Consider the following 22,443-nt stretch of genomic DNA (forward strand, 5'->3'; position numbering starts at 1 on the left):
GACATTGTGGCTAATGGGCTTGGAATGGACGAGCCTTACCTGCCCGAAGCCGACTTCATCGTGATGGTGGCGAACGAAGACATTCCGCTGACCGGCAGCGTCATGGCGGATCATAACCTGAAGCTTCTGATCGCCTATACGAGAGATGAAATCGTCAGCAATCGCGACTGGGCGACAATGGTCTTGGCTGGGCACGGCCCCGACACCGCCGAGGTTCTTGCCGCGTTACTTTCAGCGGCAGAAGACACCGATGCTTGTGTCCGAGGAGAAGCTCTCCAAGGCTTGTCGGAGCGAGATCGAGACCGCGCACTGCCGTTGGTTCGGCGCGAGTTGATGCGGGAAGAATGCGCATACGCGACGTTTCAGGCGGCTCATTTCCTTGCTGATGCCTCCTTGCTCGAAGGTTTACGCGCATGGGCGGGACGGGGTGGTGCGTCGTGGATCAACAGCACCATAGAGGATGCCATACGCGCTTGCGAATTAGCGGGACAGGCGAATACCTGAATGTCCGCAATGGGGTCGGCAGTGGGAATTCTGCTTTCGGCCAAAAGATAGAAAAAAGGATATTCAGAACTTAAGAATTGTCGGCTCTTCGAAGCAGATGACTTCGACGCACTCTTGTGGGCTTACAATCACGCAGGAAAAGGTTTCTTCATGCTCTTGCTCGCGAGCATGCTCGCGATAGTCCAGCAAATAAGGCGTTGTTTCGCTCATCAGGATACCGCAGCCGCTATCGCTCGAACAGACGAGGGCACGCCCGCCGACATCGTTTAGGTAGTGCCAGTAGTCGCTCTCGCTGAAAGACCGAAAGGCCCTTGGCTGCTCAAAGGTCACCTTGAGCGCGACCCTCCCGTCAACCGAAAGCCAAACACGCAAGCTCGCGATGTCGTATTCCAGGCGCTCGATGAAAAAGCTTGGCAGCGAAGGCAAGGAGTCGGTGGTCATTGCTCGTTTCTAAGGGCGACCCGAATGTCCGCAATGGGGTCGCTTTCAGACGGTGCGCGTTTAGGAAATCGCTCCCCGCTTACGCCCCTACACGACCCATCAAAAATCCGGCTTCTCATAATGCTCGGGCGGGCCGACCAACTCCATCCGCTCGGCCAGCACGACGCGCAGCGAGCGGCGGGATTTCATGCCCGAATACCATTGCTTGGTCTCGTCATGCCCGCGCCAGTCGATCCCGCCCAGATAGTCGGCGACCGACAGATGCGCAGCGCAGGCGAGGTCGGCGAGGCTGAGCAGCGGGCCGCCGATCCAGCGGCGGCTGCCGACCAGATAGTCGATATAGTCGAGATGGTCGTTCACCGCCTTCATCGCCTGCCGCAACACGCCGGCATCGGGCGAGGCGCGGTGGACGATCCGCTTCAGCGCGCGTTCGTGCAGCAGCGGGCCGACCACGTCGGCATAGAATTTCTCGTCGAAATAGGCGACCAGCCGCCGGATCTCGGCCCGCGCCGCCGACCCGCCGGGGATCATCGGCGCCGCCTCGACCGTCTCCTCGATATATTCGGAGATCGCACAGCTGTGGATCAGCACCGTCCCGTTCGCCGGATCGACCATCACCGGGGTCTGCCCGACCGGGTTCAGGTCCAGAAACTCGTCGCGCCGCAGCCAGGGAGACTCGCGGACGAGATCATAGGCGACGCCCTTCTCCTCCATCTGGAGCCGGACCTTGCGCGAGAAGGGACAGAGCGGGAATTGATAAAGCTGCCACATGGAGCCGCATGATTATCGGCATGGCGCGCATATGTCAGCAGCGGAGATGGGGGTGCGGGCGATTATTGGAGCGATGGGAGAACGGGCACCATCCGACCCGACGGAATCATTCGACCAGCAGTCCACCACGATCGTTCCTTTGTGCCAGTCCGCCGCATGTCCCTGCCCAATCGGCCCGGCCTGCCCAACGAGCTAGGCTTTGGCACATCGCTCATGCACGGGACGCGGCCACGTCTAAGTCTCAAAGCATGGGCGGCGCTGTCCAGGTCGACGGCGTCCTCTACGAATGGAACCTCCACCGCGAACCCCATCTGTCCGATGACGAGGGCTGGAAGGGCATGACGATCTCTCTGCAGGAGCGCGACGTCCGGCGCGAAGCCCTCGTCGAATTTCCCTCACCCAAGCGCCTGCTCAAAGGCTTGCCCCGCAGCCGCCTGCAACTCGACAACGCGACGATCGCCCGCTACGTGCGCGCAGCCCTGTCGGTCAGCTAGGACCCGAAGACGCGCGGGAAGCCGGTGACGTTCGTGGTAGATTCCGAGGGGAATTGAGGGGAGCGCCGGTGCGTCAGACGCGCGTGCGGGCAGTGAATAGGCGCGATATGATCTGCCCCAGACATCCGAGCTTCGGGCAACCAATGGCCGCTCACGACCAAAATACGCCGTTCCAATCCTGCGCTAGCTATGTCGGCTCACGCCGAAAGCCGCCGGTTCGACTGCGCAGACTGGCTGGTCGAGAATGCCTGGTAGCGGTCATACAAGGCGCTGCCCCCCCGATCCCGATAGCCAACCGTCCGCTATTTAGCTCCAATCAGTAACGTTTGGGTCATTGCTGACAGTCGCATGCGACGTGTCGAACGGCACGACGTCAGGACCCGACGTTCGACATTTGCCCCGCTGGCATCGCAGTAGGACATAAGCTTGCCGTGAACGCCCGCCTTGGGAATCGACAGACTGGCCAAGCGCATCGTATGCGCGCATCAGGGGGCAAGCAAATGGCCAGAATCTACGTATCGTACAGCCGCAAAGACGGCGAGTTTATGCGAGCGTTAGTCAATCGCCTTAAGCAGGACGGTCACGAGATCACGGTTGACGATGACGTTCTGACCGCCGGTCGTGACTGGCGCTCGACACTGGACGAAGGGCTGAAAAGCGCCGACGTGTTTTTGACGTTACTGTCTCATAATACACCGAGTTCAGCCTACACGATGATGGAACTGGGCGCCGCGCGGGCATTTGCTGGCGCTACGGGCAAGCCATTGGTGATCCCGATCGCGATCGACCAAGTTGAAGTTCCGCTCGTGCTCCAAGACATTCAGATCCTTTTTGCCCCCGATCGCGATGTTGATGCTATTGTGGCCCAGATTTCAAAAAGCATATCGAGCCAGCATGGACTTTCGCTTGCGCGGGAGGTCAAAGCGGAAGTCGCGGCAACGCGTATCAAACAAAACGCCCCGCAATACATCGATGAGGCCATCAAGGCACAGGACGCGATCAAGAGTCGAAATGCGTGCGCGGCACGCGGCTGGTACGCGGCCGGTTATGTGGCCCTTCTGTCAGGCATTGCGGTCGCATTATGGACATTCGTCGCGCACGCATCCATCCCGGGCGACTGGCTCAGCTTGGCTCGCGCTGTCGTCGTGAACGTGGTCGTGGTCGGCTTTCTAGGTGCCTGTTCGCGATACGCTTTCTCCCTTGGAAAATCATACACTACCGAAGCGCTCAAGGCATCCGACCGAATTCACGCCATCATGTTCGGGCGTTTTTATCTAAACGCCTTTCCAGATCGCGTGACTTGGACCGAACTGAAAGAGGTGTTTGCAAACTGGAATATTGACCGCTCATCAGCTTTTGCTCACCTAGACGTCTCTCAGATTGATCCACAATTGATCAGCATGATTACCCAGGTCGTCACTACCGCGGTGAAAAAGAAGGAGTAGCTGAACGGCGCCGGGTCGCCGGAGGCTGATTGGCAGGTTCAGCTTTCCGTCTCCGGCTCTATGTCGCTTGGAAGCGCGTAATTCTTTATATCCTTCATGGCTTCCAACAACTTGATAGTGGCAGCTGCATCCATTGTATCGCCCGGATACCGAACCTCATAAAGCCCTTGAAGGTTAGAGGGCAGCTTCACTCCCTCCCTTACCAGCAGAATGAAGCGCCGGCCGTAGAAAGCCATAGCGGCCCCAATCTCAATTAGAACATTGGGATTGAGCAGCACATGTTCTGCACCTTGGTCGTCGGTCAGAACCTTATCTGCATCGACATGGATAATTGCAGCGCCGCAGCGCCGCATATCATCCATGATTTTTTCGGGTACCGGCTTCGAGACCGATTGCCGCTCGACGGAAACAATCGGCTCTAGTTCGCCATATTCCAAGAGCTTGCGAATTGGATCGACTAGCGCCCGGTCCTTGCCGTGAGTTATGAATACCCGCCGACGTCGCAAATCATCCTCAACAGCCGCCTTCATAGACGCGCCCGAAGCGAGAGAAATCGGCGACGGCGCCGGCGTTCTTTGTGGTTCAAAAACGGGTATCTCGGAAGGCTGACGCGTAGGCGGGATAACCGGCTCCGCTACCTCCTGCTTGGGATGTTCTGTTAATTCAGTGACGCCGTTTGTTGTCGGATCGCCGCCCGCTGCGCTGGAGAGGCTTACATAAGCCTTGCCGTTAATCTGCTCTATAAAACCCACTGATTTTGCACTGGCATCTAGACGCTCAAGTACCTCATCGGTCTTATCACGTGGGACGCCAAGCTCTTCTAAAACGTTGAGTGCAATGTCGTGTCGCGGAAACGGGCTCTGATCGTATCGCTTTAAGAAGTCACCGAATACTCTCGGGCGTAGCACGGCTTCCCGCTTGGCTATGACGTCTTCGTCTTCCGCGCGGGGTCTAATAATTTGCCGAGCAAGCTCAGTCACGCTAATGGTAGCGGCTTGTGCCCCGCCTTCGATCAATCCAAATGCGATGCTCGCACCAGACAGAAGGCGCATCTGCGAGCCCTTAGGATCAACGCTTAGCGCCTTAGCAACGTGAAATGGAGCGGTCGCTCGACCCGCGTAGTGATCAAAGATTGCCTGAGGTATGCGCAGCGCATCATCCAACGAGAGGTTGGGAACATCAGCCTGCTTGAGATAGCTGCGCTTAGAGCCCGGGCTTGCCGGACCCACAGGCGGGGTGAAAGCCTTAGATTTCTTAGGTGACGCTGTCGGTGCTTGTCCGTTGGCCGAAGTCGCTTCGGTTGTTTTACCTCTCACCATTTAGCTAGCCCCCTAACTGCTTGTCTCTGAACATAGCGGTTGGCGAAGTGTCCGCAACCCGGTCCGCTTTTGCGGCCGGGTGACCCGATAGCTGCCTGTCCGTAGTCGGCCCATTTAACGTCATCTTGCAATTCTGCTTAGGCAATCACTGGATGTCGGCTTCTGACCAAACCCCGTCGTCCGGCACATCACGTCGGAACGGCAGCAAAGCCCAAATCCCTGTCCCTGAGCGCGTGCTACTCCGCTCGGCGACGAGCCCCTCCCAGAGCCTTTGAGATCGCCCCCAAACCAACCACCGCCGGCCTCCCCCAAGACCGACGGCCCTCACCCTCACTCCGCCGCGACGATCTCGCTCTCCACGTCGTTGAGCGGATGATCGAGCCGGTTGACCATCTCCTTCGGGCAAACCTGCCAGAAGCGCGTGCGCCAGCGGTCCCAGTCGTCGAGAACCGAGTGGGCCCATTTGCTGTCGGTGCGTTCGGCATGTTCGGCGATCAGCGCCTTGCAGCGCATTTCCCAGCGGACCGATCCGAAGCGCTGCCAGACGATGCTGTCCGGGTTGGCGTTGCGTTCGAAGTCGCCATGCTCGTCGAGCACGAAGGCCATGCCGCCGGTCATGCCCGCGCCGAAATTGGCGCCGACGCGGCCGAGGATCACGGCGATGCCGCCGGTCATATATTCGCAGCCATTGGCGCCGCAGCCTTCGACGACCACGGTCGCGCCCGAATTGCGGACGGCGAAGCGCTCGCCCGCCTGCCCCGCCGCGAACAGCTTGCCGGCGGTCGCCCCGTAGAGGACGGTGTTGCCGATGATCGTGTTCGACTTGGTCTCCAGCGGTGACGACACCATCGGGCGAACCGCGATGATCGCGCCTGACAGGCCCTTGCCGACATAGTCGTTGGCGTCGCCGAACACCTCCAGCGTGATGCCCTTGACCGCGAAGGCGCCGAGCGACTGGCCGGCCGATCCGCGCAGGCGGATGTGGACATGGCCGTCGGCGAGCGAGGACATGCCGTAGCGCCGGGTGATCTCGGCCGAGAAGCGCGTGCCCACCGCGCGGTGCGTGTTTCGCACCGTATAGGTCAGCTGCATCTTCTCGCGCCGCTCGAACACCGCCTTGGCATCCTCGATCATCTGCGCGTCGAGGCTGTCGGGCACCTCGTTGCGGAAGGTCGGGATGTTGAAGCGGCGCTTGTCGGCCGGCGCGTCGACCTTCGCCAGCACCGGGTTGAGGTCGAGATCGTCGAGATGCTCGGCGCCGCGGCTGACCTGGCGGAGCAGCTCGGTGCGGCCGATGATCTCGTCGAGCGAGCGTACACCCAGCTTGGCGAGGATTTCGCGCACCTCCTCGGCGATGAAGGTCATCAGGTTGATCACCTTCTCGGGGGTCCCGACGAACTTCTTGCGTAGCGCCTCGTCCTGTGTGCAGACGCCGACCGGGCAGGTGTTCGAATGGCACTGGCGCACCATGATGCAGCCCATCGCGACCAGCGACAGCGTGCCGATGCCGAACTCCTCGGCGCCCAGGATCGCTGCGATGACGATGTCGCGGCCGGTCTTGAGGCCGCCATCGGTGCGCAGCTTGACGCGGTGGCGCAGGCCGTTGAGCGTCAGCACCTGGTTGGTCTCGGACAGCCCCATCTCCCACGGCGTGCCGGCATATTTCACCGACGTCTGCGGGCTGGCGCCTGTGCCGCCGACATGGCCGGCGACCAGGATGACGTCGGCATGCGCCTTGGCGACGCCCGCCGCGACCGTGCCGATGCCGGCCGAGCTGACCAGCTTGACGCCCACCCGCGCGGTCGGGTTGATCTGCTTCAGGTCGTAGATCAGCTGCGCCAGATCCTCGATCGAATAGATGTCGTGGTGCGGCGGCGGCGAGATCAGCGTCACGCCCGGCGTCGAATGCCGCAGGCGGGCGATCATCTCGGTCACCTTGAAGCCGGGCAGCTGCCCGCCCTCGCCCGGCTTGGCGCCCTGCGCGACCTTGATCTCCAGCTCCTCGGCGGCGCTTAGATATTCGGCGGTGACGCCGAAGCGGCCCGATGCGACCTGCTTGATCACCGAGTTGGCGTTATCGCCATTGGCATAGGGCGTGTAGCGGCTCTTGTCCTCGCCGCCCTCGCCCGACACCGCCTTGGCGCCGATCCGGTTCATCGCGATCGCCAGCGTCTCATGCGCCTCGGGGCTGAGCGCGCCCAGCGACATGCCGGGCGTCACGAAGCGCTTGCGGATCTCGGTGATCGGCTCGACCGAGTCGATCGGGATGCCCTCGCGCGCCCAGTTGAACTCGAGCAGGTCGCGCAGATAGACCGGTGGCAGATCGCGCACACCGCGCGAAAATTGCAGATAGGTCGAATAGCTGTCGGTCGCGACCGAGGTCTGCAACAGGTGCATCAGCTGCGCCGAATAGGCATGCGCCTCGCCCCCTGCCCGCTGGCGATAGAAGCCCCCGACCGGCAGCGCGACCACGGTGTCGTCGAAGGCGGCGTCGTGGCGCAGCTTCAGGTTGAGCTGGAGCGAGTTGAAGCCCTCGCCCGATATCTTCGCCGGCATGCCGGGGAAGAAGTCGTTGACCAGCGCGCGGCTGAGCCCGACCGCCTCGAAATTATAGCCGCCGCGATAGCTGGAAATCACCGCGATCCCCATCTTCGACATGATCTTGAGCAGGCCGTCGTCGATCGCCTTGCGGTGGCGCTTCAGGCACTCCTCGAGCGAGCGATCCCCGAACAGGCCGCGCGCATGGCGGTCGGCGATCGCGGCCTCGGCCAGATAGGCGTTCACCGTGGTCGCACCGACGCCGATCAGCACCGCATAATAATGGGTGTCGAGGCATTCGGCCGAACGCACGTTTACCGACGCATAGGAACGCAGCCCCTTGCGGACGAGGTGAGTGTGGACGGCGGCGGCCGCCAGCACCATCGCGATGGCGATCCGGTCCGGCCCGACATGCTCGTCGGTCAGGAACAGCTCGGCCTTGCCCTCGCGCACCGCCGTCTCGGCCTCGGCGCGGACGCGGGCGATCGCCTGGCGGAGCGCATCGGGCCCGCCATGGGCGTCGAAGGTACAGTCGATCTCCGCCGCCTGCGCGCCGAAATGGTCCTTCAGCGCATGCCAGTCACGGCAGTGGAGCACAGGGCTTTCGAGCACCAGCACATCCGCCTGCTGCCCCTCATTGTCGAGGATGTTGGCGAGGTTTCCGAAGCGCGTCTTCAGGCTCATAACCTGCGTCTCGCGCAGCGAGTCGATAGGCGGGTTGGTGACCTGGCTGAAATTCTGCCGGAAGAAATGGCTGATCAGGCGCGGCTTGTCGGAAATGACCGCGAGCGGCGTATCGTCGCCCATCGACCCGATCGCTTCCTTCGCATCCTCGACCTGGGGGGCGAGGATCAGCTCCATGTCCTCCAGCGACATGCCGGCGGCGACCTGGCGGCGCAGCAGCTCGGCGCGCGGCCAGCGCGGGATCATATCCTCGACCGGCGCGGCGAGGTCCGCGCGCGTCCGGAAGGTCTTCACCCATTCGCCATAGGGCTTCTCGGCGGCAATGCGCGCCTTGATCTCGGCGTCGCCATAGATCCGCCCCTCATGCAGGTCGACCGCGATCATCTGGCCCGGGCCCATGCGGCCCTTGGCGACGATCGTGCTTTCAGGCACGACGACCATGCCGGTCTCCGAGCCGACGATCAGCAGATTGTCCGCCGTGCGCGTGGTGCGCAGCGGGCGCAGCGCGTTACGGTCCACGCCCGCCACCGCCCAGCGGCCATCGGTCATCGCCAGCGCGGCCGGGCCGTCCCACGGCTCCATCACCGAGCCGAAATAGCTGTACATCGCACGCAGCTCTGCGGGCATGTCGGGGCTGTTCTGCCACGCCTCGGGCACGAGCATCAGCTTGGCGGTCGGCGCATCGCGGCCCGATCGGCAGATCGTCTCGAACACCGCGTCGAGCGCGGCGGTGTCGGAGGCGCCGGCCGGGATCAGCGGCTTGATCTCGTCCGAATGCTCGCCGAACGCCAGCGAGGCCATCTTGATCTCGTGGCTCTTCATCCAGTTCTTGTTGCCGCGGATCGTGTTGATCTCGCCGTTATGGGCAAGCGACCGGAAGGGCTGCGCCAGCCACCATTGCGGGAAGGTGTTGGTCGAATAGCGCTGGTGGAAGATCGCGACACGGCTGACGAAGCGCTCGTCCTTCAGGTCGGGATAGAAGACCGACAGCTCTTCGGCCAGGAACAGGCCCTTGTAGACGATCGACCGCGCCGACAGCGAACAGATGTAGAAGCCCTGGATCTGCGCCTCGATCACCTTGCGCTCGATCCGGCGGCGGATGAGGTAGAGGTTCTTTTCGAACTCCTCGAGGCTCATCGCGTCGGGCATCGGCCCGGCGATCATGATCTGCTCGATCTCGGGCCGCGTCTGCAGGGCCTTCTCGCCGATCACCGACACGTCGACGGGCACCTGGCGCCAGCCATAGATGGTGTAGCCGAAATCGATGATCTCGCTCTCGACGATCGTCCGGCAGGTTTCCTGCGCGCCCAGATCGGTGCGCGGCAGGAACACCATGCCCACCGCAAGGCGATTGGGCAGCGGCCGGTGGCCGGCATGCTCGATCGCATCGTCGAAGAAGCGGACCGGCAAGTCGACATGGATGCCGGCGCCGTCGCCGGTCTTGCCGTCGGCATCGACCGCGCCGCGGTGCCAGACCGCCTTCAGCGCATCGATCGCCGCCGACACCACCCGCCGCGAGGCCTTGCCATCGGTCGCTGCGACCAGGCCGACGCCGCAGGCGTCACCCTCATATTCGGGCCGGTACATGCCCTCACGGGCCAGCCGCTCGCGCTCTGCGGCCATCCAGTCGTTTTCGGTGCTGCTCATCACTTCATCTCCGCGGGGTCGAGCCCCAGCAAAATCGCGAGCCTCTCCCGCTCGGCAGGCGTAAGATCCTGCGGTTTCTTGGGCGCGGGCAGATCCGCCGTCTGTTCGGCGATCTTCTTCATGATCTGCGGCATGGCCTTCATCATCGACGGAATCAGCTGCTGCATCCGCGACTGGAAGGCCGGATCGGTCTGTATCGTCATCGAGCGTTCGGCGAAGGCCCTGCCCGCCGGCGTCTGGAAGAAGGCGTCGATCTCACGCAGCTCGGCCAGCTGGAACTGGCCGACATAGGCCTCGGCCAGCCCCTGGCGGAAGCTGGGCTCCATCGCGGTCATCAGCCTGCCCATCTCGCTCGCCATGACGCGCATCGATCGTTCGGTCCTGACGCCGAAAGCGGGGTCCATGACCTGCAGCACATCGCTGAGCTTTGCCGACCCGAGCGCCTTCAGCTTGGCGGGGTCCTGCCCCATGGCCTGCGCGAGCGAATTGAGCGGCATGGCCAGCATGCTGTCCATCATCGACTTCGACATCTGGCTGATCGAGGCGTCCATCACCTTCTGGAAGGTCCCGTCGGGCAGGATGCGCCCTGCGATCCGCGTGGCGACCTCAAGCGCGACCGGATCGGCCGCAGTCGTCGCCTCCGCCCCGGCCACGGGTTTCGTCGCCGAAGGCGCGGCGAGCAGCGCTGAGGGCGACCACAGCGCAGCCAGCGACACCGCTAGCGCGAGGCTTCGCCGTCCCGGCAGCTTGCCGCTCATGCCGCCACCGCCTCGCTGGCGGCGACCTTGGCCTTCTCGCGCAGATATTTGTGCATCCGCTCGGCGACGTCGCGCCCGTCGCGGATCGCCCAGACGACCAGGCTGGCCCCGCGCACGATGTCGCCCGCCGCGAACACGCCCTCGACCGAGGTCTGCATCGTGCGATGGTCGACGCGCAGCGTGCCCCAGCGCGTCACCGAAAGCTCCGGCGCGCCGAACATCACCGGCAGATCCTCCGGATCGAAGCCCAGCGCCTTAATGACCAGGTCGGCTTCCAGGCGGAACTCGCTGCCCGGATCGGCTTCGGGCGTGCGCCGGCCCGACGCATCGGCCTCGCCCAGTCGCATCTTGATCGCGCGGACGCCGGCCACCTGCCCGTCGCCGTCGAACGCCTCGGGCGCGGACAGCCAGACGAACTCGACGCCCTCTTCCTCGGCATTCTTCGTCTCGCGCTGCGAGCCGGGCATGTTGGCGCGGTCGCGGCGATAGAGGCAGCGGACCGACTCCGCGCCCTGGCGGATCGCGGTGCGGACGCAGTCCATCGCGGTGTCGCCGCCGCCGATGACGACGACCTTCTTGCCCTTCGCGTCGAGCAGGCCCTCGTCGAAGGCGGGCACGGCATCGCCGAAATTCTTGCGGTTCGACGCGGTCAGATAATCGAGCGCCTCGACGATCCCGGTCGAGCCGACGCCGGGCGCCTTGATCGCGCGCGGCTTATAGACGCCGGTCGCGATCAGCACCGCGTCATGGCGCTCGCGCAGTTCGGCGAGCGTCGCGTCGCGGCCGACCTCGAACCCCTGGTGGAAGACGATGCCGGCATCGATCAGCCGCTGCACGCGACGCATGACCACGGGCTTTTCGAGCTTGAAGCCCGGAATGCCATAGGTCAGCAATCCGCCCGCACGATCGTGCCGGTCATAGACATGGACGTCATAACCGCGCGCGCGCATCAGTTCGGCGACGGTCAGGCCCGCCGGGCCCGCCCCGATCACGCCCACCGACTGGCCGCGAGCCGGCCCGACCTGCACCGGCTCGACCCAGCCACGCTCCCAGGCGGTATCGGTGATATATTTCTCGACCGAGCCGATGGTGACCGCGCCATGCCCGGCGAACTCGATGACGCAATTGCCCTCGCACAGCCGGTCCTGCGGGCAGATCCGGCCGCAAATCTCGGGCATGGTCGAGGTTGCGTTGGACAGCTCATAGGCTTCGCGCAACCGCCCCTCGGTGGTCAGGCGCAGCCAGTCGGGGATGTGGTTGTGCAGCGGACAGTGGGTCGCACAATAAGGCACACCGCATTGCGAACAGCGCGACGCCTGCTCCTCCGCCTTGCCGTCGCCATAGCGCGCCGCGATCTCGGCAAAGTCGCTAATGCGCGCGTCGGCTTCCCGCTTGTCGGGATAATCCTGATCGACACGCACAAACTTCAACATAGGCTCATCGGCCATGGCTTGCCCTCCGGTTCGGGAGGGCAAATCTCACAGCCGCAGGGCAGAGTCACGCGCAAAACGCGCAATATGTCAGGATATATTACCTATATTCTGTGGATTTCGTCTGATCTGGAATCCGCTCCACCTCATACGACATATTATAAGTCCGTATCGGACCTATCTAAAAACCAGCCAGATCAATGCGATGCTGCCCGCCACGATGCGATACCAGGCAAAAGGCGCGAAGCCATGCCGTGTCACCACATTCAGAAACCAGCGAATGACAATGATCGCGACGAGGAAGGAAACGAGGAAGCCGATCCCGATAGAAGTGAGCTGTGCGTCTCCCAACTCGTGCCGCGCCTTCCACAAGGCGAGCGTGGTGGCGCCGACCATCGTCGGGATAGCGAGGAAGAAGCTATATTCGGCGGCAGTCCGGCGCTCGACCCCCATGGTCAGCGCCCCCATGATCGTCGCACCCGAGCGGCTGACGCCCGGGATCATCGACAGACACTGGATGAAGCCGATGGCGAGCGCCGTTCGTGCCGGCATGGCCTCGACCGTATCGCAGGTAACGCGCTGCACGCTGCGCTCGATCAGCAGGATCGCGACCCCGCCCAGGATCAGCGCGACCGCGACGATGATCGGAGTGTTGAGCATCGCCTTGATCGCGCCATAGGCCAGCGCGCCGATCACCGCCGATGGCAGGAATCCGACGAGCACGTTGCGCGTGAAGCTCACCGCAGCCGGATCGCGCCGCGCCAGCCCGGCGAGCACGGCGGCGAAGCGCTGGCGATAGAGCACCACCACCGCGAGAATCGCGCCGAGCTGAATGACGATGTCGAAAGTCTCCGTCCCCTGCGGCACCTGCATGACCTCCCCGGCCAGGATCAGGTGGCCGGTCGAGGATACGGGGATGAACTCTGTCAGCCCCTCGACGATGCCGAGGAGGACGATCGACAATAGCGACATGTCCATGATGCGATCGATCAGGCCGGCTTGGTGGTGGTGCCGAAGCGGCCGCTCGGACGAAAATTGACCAGCCAGGCAGGCGCCACCGCCTCCATCGGCGTGGGCGTGATGCCGAAGGCTTCGATTCCCTGCGCGCCCTGCGATACGACATTGTCGGCCTGAAGCATCAGCCACTGGTCGCGCGTGATCGGCGCACCCGGCAGGAGGCTCATGGCGCTCACGAGCGGTCCGCCGAGCGCATCGGGGATCGGCACGATCGTCGGCGCGCGGCCGGTCGCCTTGGCGAGCCAGTGGTGCAGCTCGAGCATGGAGATCGTCTCGGGCCCGCCCAGTTCATAGGTAGTGCCGCCATGGCGCTTGGGATCGAGGATCGCTCCCGCGACGGCGCGCGCCACATCGGCTGCCCAGATCGGCTGGAACTTCACTGCGCCGCGCAGCACCGGCACGACCGGCAGCGACAGCATGGCCGCGAAGCGGTTGAGGAAGCCGTCTTCCTGCCCGAACACGATCGACGGACGCAGGATCGTCGCCTGCGGGAAGGCCTCGCGCACTACGGCTTCGCCCTCGCCCTTGCTGCGGCCATAGGCCGACGGCGATTCGGGATCGGCGCCGATCGCCGAGATATGGACGAGCGATTCGACACCGGCCGCAGCCGCAGCCTTCGCGACGGTCTCGGCACCCCGGCGGTGAATCGCGGTGAAGTCGCCCTTGAGGATGCCGACAAGGTTCACGACCGAATCGGCGCCGGCGATCGCATGCTCGACACTGGCGGCATTGGTGATGCTGGCAGGAACGAACTGGATCTGTCCCAGCCCGGCCAGCGGCTTCAGAAAGTGGGCGTTGGACGGATCACGCTCCGCGATTCGAACGCGCGCGCCGGCCTTCAGCAGCTCCTGCGCAACATAACGTCCGAGGAAACCACCACCTCCGAACAGAGTGACAAGACGGCTCATGCCCATATTCCCTTGATGCTGCGATTTTCTCCGCATTGCCCTGCAAGGAAGCTGTTGACAAGGCACAAGGAGCGCCGCTATCCGCCCGGCTCCGCAACCGGAAATGCCCAGGTGGTGGAATTGGTAGACGCGCTGGCTTCAGGTGCCAGTGGCCGCAAGGCCGTGGAGGTTCGAGTCCTCTCCTGGGCACCATCCTTTCCGCAGATCACGCGATAAATCCGATAGCCACCGACCCTTACCAGGCTCCCGCCGGCAGTCCGGATTCAATCATCAGAACATATAAACCACGCCGAGAAGCGTGCTTTTCCGCGTCGGTTTGTCGCCGCCCAAGTCGCAGTATCCGTGGCGAGAGCGGAGGCCGTCGAGGAACCGCGTGACGCCGCCGTCGTTCCAGCCCGAACGGCACAAGGCCGGCTCCGGGCCGTTTCCGGGAGTGCCCCGGCTCCCCCATAAGGCCAGCGCGACATGACCCGCTTTCCCGTCGACACGCTCGTCTTCACTCCGGCCGACGTCGATCTGACGAGATCGCCGCTGGCAGCCGGAATGGCGCGCGCGGGGGTCGAGACCTATGTGCTCGGCGCCTTCAATCCGGGCCTGACGCGGCTGCCGGGCGGGAACCTGCTGATGATGGTCCGCGTGGCCGAAGCGCTCCGGACCCCGATCCTGGACGGACATGTCCACTCGATCCGCTGGGACGAGGACAAGGGCTATGTCGTCGATGCCTGGCCGCTCGAACTCGCCGACACCGCCGATCCGCGTCTGTTCACCCTCCACGGCGGCGGCTGGAAGATCCAGGCGCTCACCTCGCTGTCTTGGTTGCTGCCGGTGGAACTGAGCCCCGACGGGCTCGACGTGCGCGCGGTCCATTATGACCGTGCGGTGGTCGGTGCGCGATGGCGGCCCCGACATTGTTCAAAACGGAATGGTTCTATCGGTCATCGCGCATTGGTTGTTCGACCGCTTCCTCATAAGCTTCGAGCACGATCTTCGTTTCCTGATTTCTAACAACGAAATCCCATCGGAGCTGATCAGACTAATCCCCCTCCGGAAAATCCACTCGACTGCTTTCCGATATCAGATGCAGCCCAATCGAGACTAGGTCGCCAAACACCGGGAGCGCTTGTCGCGGTCTGACGGTCGGACCGTAGCATCAGCTCTGCTCACGCGGATCGTCGTAATCGCCTTGGCGTTCGAGGCGTTTCCGGCAAGGGGGAATCCAAAACAAGGATGGCCGCCCCTGAACCTGCTTGAGCCAGACCAGCCAGCAGTATCCCGTTGCGGTCGATGCCGTAGCGTCCACGCGCCCGCGCAGGATCGGCACTCGCTCGACAAATTGGGCAAATATAGCTGGGGGGCAGTCTCGAAACAGTCGCTCGTATCGACCAGCGCCCTCGATAAAGCCCGTGCGAACCAACATCGCGGCGCCAACGCGTGCCAATGCTACAGCTCGACGGGCGAATTCTTCCGCCAACCGGAACGGTGGGTTGGTGACGATCCAGTCCGGCCTGCTTGCCTCGTCGATACTTTCCGAGGGCACTTCCAGAAAGTCCAGCTGGGCCCCGTAGCCATATGGCGAGATATCGCTGCTGCGCACGGACGCGAATGTCTCGGCGAGCGTAGACGCCATGAAGCCTCTCCCACACGTCGGCTCCCAGCAGCTTGCAGCGCCCAGTTCGAAATCGTTCAGGACATGCTCTAGGAGCGCGCGGGTGGCCCAACGCGGGGTCGGGAAATCGTCAAGGCTGTCGGCAGGCTCCACGCGCTGAGACATGACAGCCGGGGAACGGTTCTGCGGACCCTCGACGCGCGAGTAACGCGGAGAGCGACGGGGCTTCCAACCGGTCAACGATCGGTCCCGACTATAATGCGCAAGAGGAATTCCCAGGTCACGCGCTAGCGATAATCCGTAAGCGCATTTCGATCCAGCCGTTCGGCCGAGGTCAGAATGTAGTGCTTCTCCTCGACCACGACCACCTGATCGCCCTGGACGGTCAGTTCGAACATGGCGACCTTTTCCCCATCCATAAACTGCGCGGAGATCGCACGCGGCCGCACGCCGGGGAAGCGCTGCTTGCACCAAGCAATGTCCTGCTTGGTTTGGACAACGGAAATCTGATCGGTGCCACCCTTAGCCTGCACCGGAATGGCATAATGGCACCCGAACCTGTCCAGCCCGAGATAGAGCTCGTCGATCTCGATCTGGCCGATACCCGTCACCGTCGTACGCAAGTGGTTCTGAAGGCTGTAGGTCGTGAGGCCCAAGAAAATGTCGATAAGTCGATTGTATCGGACGATGGCGAGCAACGCCTGTTCGTCGTCCAACGCATAGGCGCGAATGATCTCCGGCGTACTATCCGGAACCGCGATTACCGCCATATCAGCGCGCGGCAAAACTCGGTTCAACGGCACGAGCACGAACTTGTATTTGGCACGCCCTGCACCCTCGATGATCCACTCCATCCCGTCGGGCTGGGTCGCGAGAATGCTCGCCGGCATGGCGGTCCGATAGCGAAGCGAATAAATCACATCGCCGACGTTCTTGGGGCGACTCAGGCCGAGCGCCTCTGCAGTATCCGGGATGTCGTCCCGATCAAACTCGAATGAGGTTGCCCCTTCGCTATACCTATCGAGGAATATCCGCTCGATAAGCGCGCGATAGACATTCCCCGCCGACGCCGATGCTTGCTCAGCCAAGGGCAGATTCCTGGGAAAGACGCCACGCCTCCGTTTCGTGCTGCTTCCTCTTCGTGGCGCCACTCTTGCGGTCTCGTTTCGAGCTAGGTGCCGCCACGCCGAAATAGGCAGCTGCCGATCCGGCGTCCATACGAAGCAGTCGGTCCTCGCCCAGCGTCAGCACCTTGGCAGGTCGCGTCGGCGTAACGCCGAGTGCGCGAACGATTTCGTCGCCAATAGCGCGCGCCAGCGGTGGCGGGACCGAATTGCCGATCTGCCGCGCGCCATGCCACTTCGTCTCGTTGAAGCGGAACCAATCCGGGAAGCCGTGCAGGCGTGCCATTTCGCGGACGGTGACGCAGCGCGCGTACTTGTAGTGAATAGGCCGTGGGCTGGTGAATGCGCCGCGAGCGCCATCGGTGCCCGCTCGAAGCGTATTGCTGAGACCGTTCGGGTCGAGACGGAAAAAGCGCGAAATTGGCTCGACCTTGCCTGGTGCTACACCCGCAAACCGAAGGCGAGAAATGTGGGTGTGGCCGGTGCGCGTACTGGAGGTAAGCACACCGGGATTCCAATCGCGAACATGTCCGAAATGCCACGCGTCGTTGTCCAAGCAGCGCATCTCGCGCGCAAAAGCGCTCGGAGTGCCCCACTTCTTTGTCGGCACTTCATCGGTGTGATTGAGAATTTCGAACTCGTCGGCGTCCGGCAGATCGGCCAAGGCCTGCTCGCAGGTCGGTCCTACAGGCGCAGCATGCTTGTTCGGCTTGTCGGCCGCCGCAGTCCGTAATTTTGGATAAACGGGAACGGGTAATCCGCGTTTAGCCCCCATCAGGATCAGACGCTGCCGATGCTGCGGCACGCCGTAATTGGCGGCATCGAGCACTTGCCAAGGCAGGCGTACGTCGTAGCCGCTATTCTGAAAAAGCTCGATTAGCTCCTCCAGAAACGCCTTATGCCGACCGACGGTCAGACCTTTGACGTTCTCGAAGACGAAGTACGAGGCATCCAGGTCGACGACGATTCTCACAAACTCGCGAACAAGAGCATTGCGGGGGTCTTCGAGCGCACGTTTTCCAATCATGGAAAAGCCTTGGCACGGAGCGCCGCCGAAAACGACGTCGACCTTACGATTGCCGATGCCAGCAGTCTCTCTGATCTCTTCAGCACTAAGGCCCACGACCGACTTCGGAATCACCGAACAATGCGGAAAATTATACTCGTGGACGGCCGCGTGAACGGCATCGATCTCCACGGCAGCTACGACATCGAAGCCCGCATGTTCGAAGCCCAGGCTCATTCCTCCGGCTCCTGCAAAGAGGTCGATTCCTATCGGTCGCATCGAAATTTCCTCGGAAATACGCTTACTCTGTCGCGATCCTAACATTGCCGATTGCCGAAGTCGATCGAAATTCCGTCTATCGGGTCAAAAACGCGAGCAGCTGCTCTTGTAACAATGTTCTCTCTTTGATCTCACATTGCCACAGCGTCAATACGTCCCATCCCTCTTCTCGGAGCGCAGCGCTTTTTTCGGCGTCGCGCGCTTTATTTCGCGCGAGCTTAGGCCCCCAAAATTCGGGTTTCGATTTCGGCGGCTGTCCGATCCGACAGCCATGAGCATGCCAAAAGCACCCGTGAACAAAAATCGCCTTACGGAGGCTCGGAAACACGATGTCCGGCGTGCCTGGGAGGTCCTTCCTATGCAACCTGTACCGAAAGCCCATCGCGTGCAACAGACGGCGCACGACCAGTTCCGGTGCGGTATTCTTCGATCCGATGCGCGACATCAGCGCGCTTCGGCTTTGCTCAGTTCGGTTGTCGACCATCGACGTTCAAAACACCGTTGACGGAAACATTCTCCGCGTCTCGATCCCACTAAACCGACGATGCTTTGGATTTTCTACGCGACTTGTGTGGACGCGGCAGCTTGAAGCCGATGCCCGGAACGGGCGGACTGAGACGGTAAAGGCCCGCGGATGCCGGCACCAAGTCCTTCATCGCGTTTTCCTCGGCTTCCGCTTCGGCTGGAGACCAGCGTTCGAACTCGACCACATAAATATCTCCCTGGGGCGGTATCGCCTTGATAGCGACCGGCACGATCGCGGAGATTTTCAATTCTTCCTCGGGAACACTGTCTCTCACGCTGGCATATGCGGCGACAATCTGTTCGACAATTTGATGCTCGAGAATCCTCTCGCCCTGCTGCTTAGCCTCGCAAGTGATCAACAAATGCTCTCGCTGACCCTCGCGCTCGATGATCGCTCGGAACATTCCGTCCACTTCGCTTTCGGCGAGCTTCACGCCGGTCTGAAGATGCACGAGTTCGATCACGCCCAAGGTCGAGCGCCGCGCGAAATGGTGTTCCAAGACGTGGAGCGCGACGGCTGTCTGAACGAGCCACGACTCATCGCGCCGACCGAGGGCCTTGGAGGCCAAGGGAAGACTCAAAGATTGTATTGGCTCCGGTACCATAGCCGGTGTCGGCATGTGGACATTGGGGAATGGCTCGGTCTGGTCGTTGGTATAGGGCTGAAACTCGAAGACGCGATCTTTACCGACACGCTGCCGGGCACCGATGCGCAGCGCGCACAGCTTATCCGGCCAGTTCTTCGAAGCGTTGTCGCCACGAATCAGATCCTTCATGAAATTCGCGGGATTCGTCGCACTGCGATTCTTGCCATCGACGCGGTTGCAATGGATGATCGCGTCGGTGACATCTTGGAAGTAAACTGTCGACCGGCCGCTTCCCTCGGCCTGCAAGACATCCCATATTCTCTCGATTACCACCGACTTGTCGGACGCCATACCGTCTCCCTGAAAAGATCAAACTACCCCGAACTATCGCTGTTTCGCAGTCCCAACTATTGATCGTCATTCTCGACCGAATATAACATCGCGTTACGGAACCAAGCGCTTATCGAGGCTCGCGAGGAACCGCGTGACGCCGCCGTCGTTCCAGCCCGAACGGCACAAGGCCGGCTCCGGGGCGTTTCCGGGAGTGCCCCGGCTCCCCTATAAGGCCAGCGCGACATGACCTGCTTTCCCGTCGACACGCTCGTCTTCACTCCGGCCGACGTCGATCTGTCGAGATCGCCGCTGGCGGCCGGAATGGCGCGCGCGGGGGTCGAGACCTATGTGCTCGGCGCCTTCAATCCGGGCCTGACGCGGCTGCCGGGCGGGAACCTGCTGATGATGGTCCGCGTGGCCGAAGCGCTCCGGAACCCGATCCGGGACGGACATGTCCACTCGATCCGCTGGGACGAGGACAAGGGCTATGTCGTCGATGCCTGGCCCCTTGCACTCGCCGACACCGCCGATCCGCGTCTGTTCAGACTCCATGGCGGCGGCTGGAAGATCCTGGCGCTCACCTCGCTGTCCTGGTTGCTGCCGGTGGAATTGAGCCCCGACGGGCTCGATGTGCGCGCGATCCATTATGACCGGGCGATCGCACCCCAAGGCAGCTACCAATGCTATGGCATCGAGGATGCGCGAATAAGCCGCGTGGACGGCCGCTATCTGATGACCACCTGCTCGGTCAGCCCCGAGCGCCACTCCACCACGCTCTACAGTTCGCAGGACGGTTTCGTCTGGTCATTCGAGGATATCGTGCTCGATCACCAGAACAAGGACATGCTGATCTTCGAAGGCCTGATCGACGGCCAGTATTGGGCGCAGACCCGGCCCCTCGGCGACCATTTCTTCGCCTATCCGCCGGACAGCCCGTGGCGTGCCGGACCTTCGATCAACCTCGCGAGTTCTCCCGACGCGCTGCACTGGAAGCCCTGCCGCCGGCCGGGCCTTCGCGCGCGGGCCGGCACCGTAGCGACTGCACGCATGGGCGGCGGCGCTCCGCCCCTGTTAACCAGCATCAATGGGCGTCGGGGATGGCTGAGCCTGTGGCATGGCGTCGAACCCAAGGAGGTCGTCGGCATCTATCGGACCTATTGGTCGCTGCTCGATCCGGACGATCCATCGGTCGTCCTGGCGACGCAGGAAGCTCCCCTGCTCGAAGCCAATCCCGAACTGACGAAACCGCTCGAAGCGCTTCTCTATCTGCGGGACGTGGTCTTCACGACAGGCATCGTCGAGGCCGACGGGCATTTCATCGTCGCCTCGGGCGAGGCCGACCTCGCCTGCCGAATCACGCATCTGCCGGCATCGGCCTTCGCGTGACCGGCAACCGCTCCGCCGCCCCGCTGCGATCAGGGGCGGCGGCGGCGGCGCGCCTTACTCTTCGAGCAGGGCGCGCAGCATCCAGGCGGTCTGTTCGTGGATACCGATACGCTGGGTCAGCAGGTCGGCGGTCGGCTCGTCGCTGGCGGCCTCGACCGCAGGATAGAGCGAGCGGGCGGTACGGGCCGCGGCCTCGTGCCCTTTGGCCAGGATCGCCACCATCTCGAGTGCCTTGGGCGGGACCGTCGGCGCGTCCGGCAGCGAACTCAGCTCGGAATATTGAGCATAGGAGCCGGGGGCGGGGAAGCCGAGCGAACGAATGCGCTCCGCGATCGGATCGACCGCGTTCCACAGCTCGGTATATTGCGCCATGAACATGGCATGGAGGCTGTTGAACATCGGCCCAGTAACATTCCAGTGGAAGTTATGGGTGGTCAGATAGAGGGTATAGGTGTCCGCCAGCAGACGCCCCAACCCTTCCGAGATCGTCTTCCGATCCTGTTCGTCTATTCCGATGTTCACCATGGACGTCTCCTGAGCTTCGAGGCCTGCTTTGCCCCGCCGCACGCACCCGGCGGGATCTCCACCGCGTGAATAGCCCGCCAGCCGCGTCCACCCAAGCGCTAAGACGTGCTGTGGAAAGCCTCTTTCGTCCGCCGCTCGACTACCAGAGGATGTTGCGCCGATCGGGCTCCAGCGGCTCGGGCGCCGGTTCGCCCAGCGCCTGCAACAGGTCTATCTCGATCGTCCGGCACATCGCAGACAGCGGAAGATCATGCACGTCGTTGGCGAAAGGATCGACCAGATCGTCGCCGATGGCGAGCACCGCCAGGAACATCAAGCCCGCGATCATGGATCCGAAGGGGGTGGCATAGCCCAGCGTCTCGACCAGCCCGATCGGCAGGAAGATGCAGAAGAGGTGGGTGAACAGCACAGGGAAGAAGCGATATTGGTTGGGCAGCGGCGTGTTCTTGAGCCGCTCCATTCCGCCCTGCGCATTGGAGATGTCGACCATTACCCGCTCGAGCGACGCCTGCTGGATCGTGTCGATCCAGCCATGGGCTCGCGCCTGCTCGATCCGCATTCCCATGCCCTCGATCAGCCCGTTGGCGATGTTTGTGCGCTGCAACGACTTCTGAGCAGGCCCATCGGGCAGGAACCTTTCAACATTGCCGTCCATGGGCTGACGCCGCAGCTGGCAGCGCAGGGCGTGGACATAGGCGATCTGACGGAAGACGACCTCGCGCCGCACGGCCTCGGCCTCGGGAAGCGAGAGATAGGCCTTGGCAGCACGAACCAGGCTCCTGCTGGCGTTGATCATCTGCCCCCAGAGTTCCCTACCCTCCCACCATCGCTGATAGGCCGAATTGCTTCGGAAGCCGAGAAACAGGGCAAGGACCGAACCAAAGAGTGTTAGCGGCAGCCCAGGCGCCCGGAACGGCAGAACATAATAGGTGATGGTGACGATCACGTCCCACAGGAAAAGGAGAAGCGCAGGCTTCCACACTTCGCGGGCAATCTGCGTCAGACGGGGGACATCGGCGATGATCATGGGTGATTATGCTATCCAGCTCCACCGCCGATCGTCCGGCGGCGCGGCCTATAATCCTTGCGCCCCCCTTTTGTTTCCTTCGTGCAAAA

Annotated in this window: 20 protein-coding genes, 1 tRNA gene and 1 pseudogene; 7 read left to right on the forward strand and 15 right to left on the reverse strand. The window is 62.6% G+C overall.

The window, feature by feature from the left end:
* Positions 1-24 precede the first annotated feature (24 nt).
* Positions 25-504: a lyase gene (locus G6P88_RS03630; protein WP_165321879.1), complete on the forward strand. Its 480-nt coding sequence runs from the start codon at positions 25-27 to the stop codon at positions 502-504.
* 63 nt (positions 505-567) lie between these two features.
* Here G6P88_RS03630 and G6P88_RS03635 read toward each other — a convergent pair whose 3' ends face one another.
* Positions 568-945, reverse strand: a complete 378-nt coding sequence (locus G6P88_RS03635) for a hypothetical protein (RefSeq protein WP_165321880.1) — start codon at positions 943-945, stop codon at positions 568-570.
* Between the two features lie 99 nt (positions 946-1,044).
* Positions 1,045-1,716, reverse strand: a complete 672-nt coding sequence (locus tag G6P88_RS03640) for a glutathione S-transferase family protein (RefSeq protein ID WP_165321881.1) — start codon at positions 1,714-1,716, stop codon at positions 1,045-1,047.
* A gap of 248 nt (positions 1,717-1,964) precedes the next feature.
* Between G6P88_RS03640 and G6P88_RS03645 the strand changes: the two genes are divergently transcribed.
* Entirely contained in the window at positions 1,965-2,210 is a 246-nt protein-coding gene (locus G6P88_RS03645) for a hypothetical protein (protein WP_165321882.1), read from the forward strand.
* Between the two features lie 500 nt (positions 2,211-2,710).
* Positions 2,711-3,655 (forward strand): toll/interleukin-1 receptor domain-containing protein, encoded by a 945-nt coding sequence (locus G6P88_RS03650; protein ID WP_165321883.1) that lies wholly within the window; start codon positions 2,711-2,713, stop codon positions 3,653-3,655.
* A 38-nt stretch (positions 3,656-3,693) separates the two neighbouring features.
* Here G6P88_RS03650 and G6P88_RS03655 read toward each other — a convergent pair whose 3' ends face one another.
* The 6 genes from G6P88_RS03655 to G6P88_RS03680 form a co-directional block, all read right to left on the reverse strand.
* Positions 3,694-4,974, reverse strand: a complete 1,281-nt coding sequence (locus G6P88_RS03655) for a TIR domain-containing protein (protein WP_165321884.1) — start codon at positions 4,972-4,974, stop codon at positions 3,694-3,696.
* Positions 4,975-5,304: 330 nt separating this feature from the next.
* On the reverse strand, positions 5,305-9,843 hold the full coding sequence (gltB, locus tag G6P88_RS03660) for a glutamate synthase large subunit (RefSeq protein ID WP_165321885.1): 4,539 nt from the start codon (positions 9,841-9,843) through the stop codon (positions 5,305-5,307).
* The gene (locus G6P88_RS03665) at positions 9,843-10,601 is read right to left on the reverse strand and encodes a DUF2059 domain-containing protein (protein WP_165321886.1); all 759 of its coding nucleotides are present in this window, start codon (positions 10,599-10,601) and stop codon (positions 9,843-9,845) included. Before G6P88_RS03665 ends, gltB begins: the two co-directional genes overlap by 1 nt.
* Positions 10,598-12,049, reverse strand: a complete 1,452-nt coding sequence (locus G6P88_RS03670) for an NAD(P)-dependent oxidoreductase (RefSeq protein WP_165321887.1) — start codon at positions 12,047-12,049, stop codon at positions 10,598-10,600. Before G6P88_RS03670 ends, G6P88_RS03665 begins: the two co-directional genes overlap by 4 nt.
* 159 nt (positions 12,050-12,208) lie before the next feature.
* Positions 12,209-13,009, reverse strand: coding sequence for an undecaprenyl-diphosphate phosphatase (locus G6P88_RS03675; RefSeq protein ID WP_165321888.1), 801 nt, complete (start codon positions 13,007-13,009; stop codon positions 12,209-12,211).
* A gap of 11 nt (positions 13,010-13,020) precedes the next feature.
* On the reverse strand, positions 13,021-13,956 hold the full coding sequence (locus G6P88_RS03680) for a complex I NDUFA9 subunit family protein (protein WP_165321889.1): 936 nt from the start codon (positions 13,954-13,956) through the stop codon (positions 13,021-13,023).
* 105 nt (positions 13,957-14,061) lie between these two features.
* Here G6P88_RS03680 and G6P88_RS03685 point away from each other — a divergent pair.
* The 3 genes and pseudogenes from G6P88_RS03685 to G6P88_RS03695 all read left to right on the forward strand — a co-directional run bounded on the left by G6P88_RS03685 (position 14,062) and on the right by G6P88_RS03695 (position 15,055).
* Positions 14,062-14,148, forward strand: a tRNA-Leu gene (locus G6P88_RS03685).
* A 273-nt stretch (positions 14,149-14,421) separates the two neighbouring features.
* Positions 14,422-14,838: pseudogene (locus G6P88_RS03690) on the forward strand (glycoside hydrolase family 130 protein); the annotation flags it as partial.
* A 40-nt stretch (positions 14,839-14,878) separates the two neighbouring features.
* On the forward strand, positions 14,879-15,055 hold the full coding sequence (locus G6P88_RS03695) for a hypothetical protein (protein WP_247710564.1): 177 nt from the start codon (positions 14,879-14,881) through the stop codon (positions 15,053-15,055).
* Between the two features lie 51 nt (positions 15,056-15,106).
* Here the strand turns inward: G6P88_RS03695 and G6P88_RS03700 are convergent, their stop codons facing one another.
* From G6P88_RS03700 to G6P88_RS03720, 5 genes are all read right to left on the reverse strand, one after another.
* Entirely contained in the window at positions 15,107-15,583 is a 477-nt protein-coding gene (locus G6P88_RS03700) for a hypothetical protein (RefSeq protein WP_206335850.1), read from the reverse strand.
* 266 nt (positions 15,584-15,849) lie between these two features.
* Entirely contained in the window at positions 15,850-16,650 is an 801-nt protein-coding gene (locus tag G6P88_RS03705) for an endonuclease (RefSeq protein WP_165321892.1), read from the reverse strand.
* Positions 16,643-18,016 carry a DNA cytosine methyltransferase gene (locus G6P88_RS03710; RefSeq protein ID WP_345719193.1) on the reverse strand — a complete coding sequence of 458 codons (1,374 nt, stop codon included), beginning with the start codon at positions 18,014-18,016 and terminating at the stop codon, positions 16,643-16,645. The genes G6P88_RS03705 and G6P88_RS03710 overlap by 8 nt, the downstream gene beginning before the upstream one ends.
* A 31-nt stretch (positions 18,017-18,047) precedes the next feature.
* The gene (locus tag G6P88_RS03715; RefSeq protein ID WP_165321894.1) at positions 18,048-18,455 is read right to left on the reverse strand and encodes a very short patch repair endonuclease; all 408 of its coding nucleotides are present in this window, start codon (positions 18,453-18,455) and stop codon (positions 18,048-18,050) included.
* 49 nt (positions 18,456-18,504) lie between these two features.
* Entirely contained in the window at positions 18,505-19,434 is a 930-nt protein-coding gene (locus G6P88_RS03720) for a hypothetical protein (RefSeq protein ID WP_165321895.1), read from the reverse strand.
* Positions 19,435-19,659: 225 nt separating this feature from the next.
* On the opposite strand from G6P88_RS03720, the gene G6P88_RS03725 reads away from it, so the two are divergent.
* Positions 19,660-20,802 (forward strand): glycoside hydrolase family 130 protein, encoded by a 1,143-nt coding sequence (locus tag G6P88_RS03725; protein WP_165321896.1) that lies wholly within the window; start codon positions 19,660-19,662, stop codon positions 20,800-20,802.
* A 54-nt stretch (positions 20,803-20,856) separates the two neighbouring features.
* Here the strand turns inward: G6P88_RS03725 and G6P88_RS03730 are convergent, their stop codons facing one another.
* On the reverse strand, positions 20,857-21,327 hold the full coding sequence (locus tag G6P88_RS03730; RefSeq protein ID WP_165321897.1) for a Dps family protein: 471 nt from the start codon (positions 21,325-21,327) through the stop codon (positions 20,857-20,859).
* Between the two features lie 139 nt (positions 21,328-21,466).
* On the reverse strand, positions 21,467-22,354 hold the full coding sequence (locus G6P88_RS03735; RefSeq protein WP_165321898.1) for a bestrophin family protein: 888 nt from the start codon (positions 22,352-22,354) through the stop codon (positions 21,467-21,469).
* Between the last annotated feature and the right edge of the window lie 89 nt (positions 22,355-22,443).

The organism is Rhizorhabdus phycosphaerae (assembly GCF_011044255.1).
Classification (GTDB): Bacteria; Pseudomonadota; Alphaproteobacteria; order Sphingomonadales; family Sphingomonadaceae; genus Rhizorhabdus; species Rhizorhabdus phycosphaerae.

Coding starts and splice junctions, on each gene's coding strand:
- G6P88_RS03630 (WP_165321879.1), top strand. CDS start 25: ATGGACGAGCCTTACCTGCCCGAAGCCGACTTCATCGTGATGGTGGCG.
- G6P88_RS03635 (WP_165321880.1), bottom strand. CDS start 945: ATGACCACCGACTCCTTGCCTTCGCTGCCAAGCTTTTTCATCGAGCGC.
- G6P88_RS03640 (WP_165321881.1), bottom strand. CDS start 1,716: ATGTGGCAGCTTTATCAATTCCCGCTCTGTCCCTTCTCGCGCAAGGTC.
- G6P88_RS03645 (WP_165321882.1), top strand. CDS start 1,965: ATGGGCGGCGCTGTCCAGGTCGACGGCGTCCTCTACGAATGGAACCTC.
- G6P88_RS03650 (WP_165321883.1), top strand. CDS start 2,711: ATGGCCAGAATCTACGTATCGTACAGCCGCAAAGACGGCGAGTTTATG.
- G6P88_RS03655 (WP_165321884.1), bottom strand. CDS start 4,974: ATGGTGAGAGGTAAAACAACCGAAGCGACTTCGGCCAACGGACAAGCA.
- gltB (WP_165321885.1), bottom strand. CDS start 9,843: ATGAGCAGCACCGAAAACGACTGGATGGCCGCAGAGCGCGAGCGGCTG.
- G6P88_RS03665 (WP_165321886.1), bottom strand. CDS start 10,601: ATGAGCGGCAAGCTGCCGGGACGGCGAAGCCTCGCGCTAGCGGTGTCG.
- G6P88_RS03670 (WP_165321887.1), bottom strand. CDS start 12,049: ATGGCCGATGAGCCTATGTTGAAGTTTGTGCGTGTCGATCAGGATTAT.
- G6P88_RS03675 (WP_165321888.1), bottom strand. CDS start 13,009: ATGGACATGTCGCTATTGTCGATCGTCCTCCTCGGCATCGTCGAGGGG.
- G6P88_RS03680 (WP_165321889.1), bottom strand. CDS start 13,956: ATGAGCCGTCTTGTCACTCTGTTCGGAGGTGGTGGTTTCCTCGGACGT.
- G6P88_RS03695 (WP_247710564.1), top strand. CDS start 14,879: ATGGTTCTATCGGTCATCGCGCATTGGTTGTTCGACCGCTTCCTCATA.
- G6P88_RS03700 (WP_206335850.1), bottom strand. CDS start 15,583: ATGGCGTCTACGCTCGCCGAGACATTCGCGTCCGTGCGCAGCAGCGAT.
- G6P88_RS03710 (WP_345719193.1), bottom strand. CDS start 18,016: ATGTTAGGATCGCGACAGAGTAAGCGTATTTCCGAGGAAATTTCGATG.
- G6P88_RS03715 (WP_165321894.1), bottom strand. CDS start 18,455: ATGGTCGACAACCGAACTGAGCAAAGCCGAAGCGCGCTGATGTCGCGC.
- G6P88_RS03720 (WP_165321895.1), bottom strand. CDS start 19,434: ATGGCGTCCGACAAGTCGGTGGTAATCGAGAGAATATGGGATGTCTTG.
- G6P88_RS03725 (WP_165321896.1), top strand. CDS start 19,660: ATGACCTGCTTTCCCGTCGACACGCTCGTCTTCACTCCGGCCGACGTC.
- G6P88_RS03730 (WP_165321897.1), bottom strand. CDS start 21,327: ATGGTGAACATCGGAATAGACGAACAGGATCGGAAGACGATCTCGGAA.
- G6P88_RS03735 (WP_165321898.1), bottom strand. CDS start 22,354: ATGATCATCGCCGATGTCCCCCGTCTGACGCAGATTGCCCGCGAAGTG.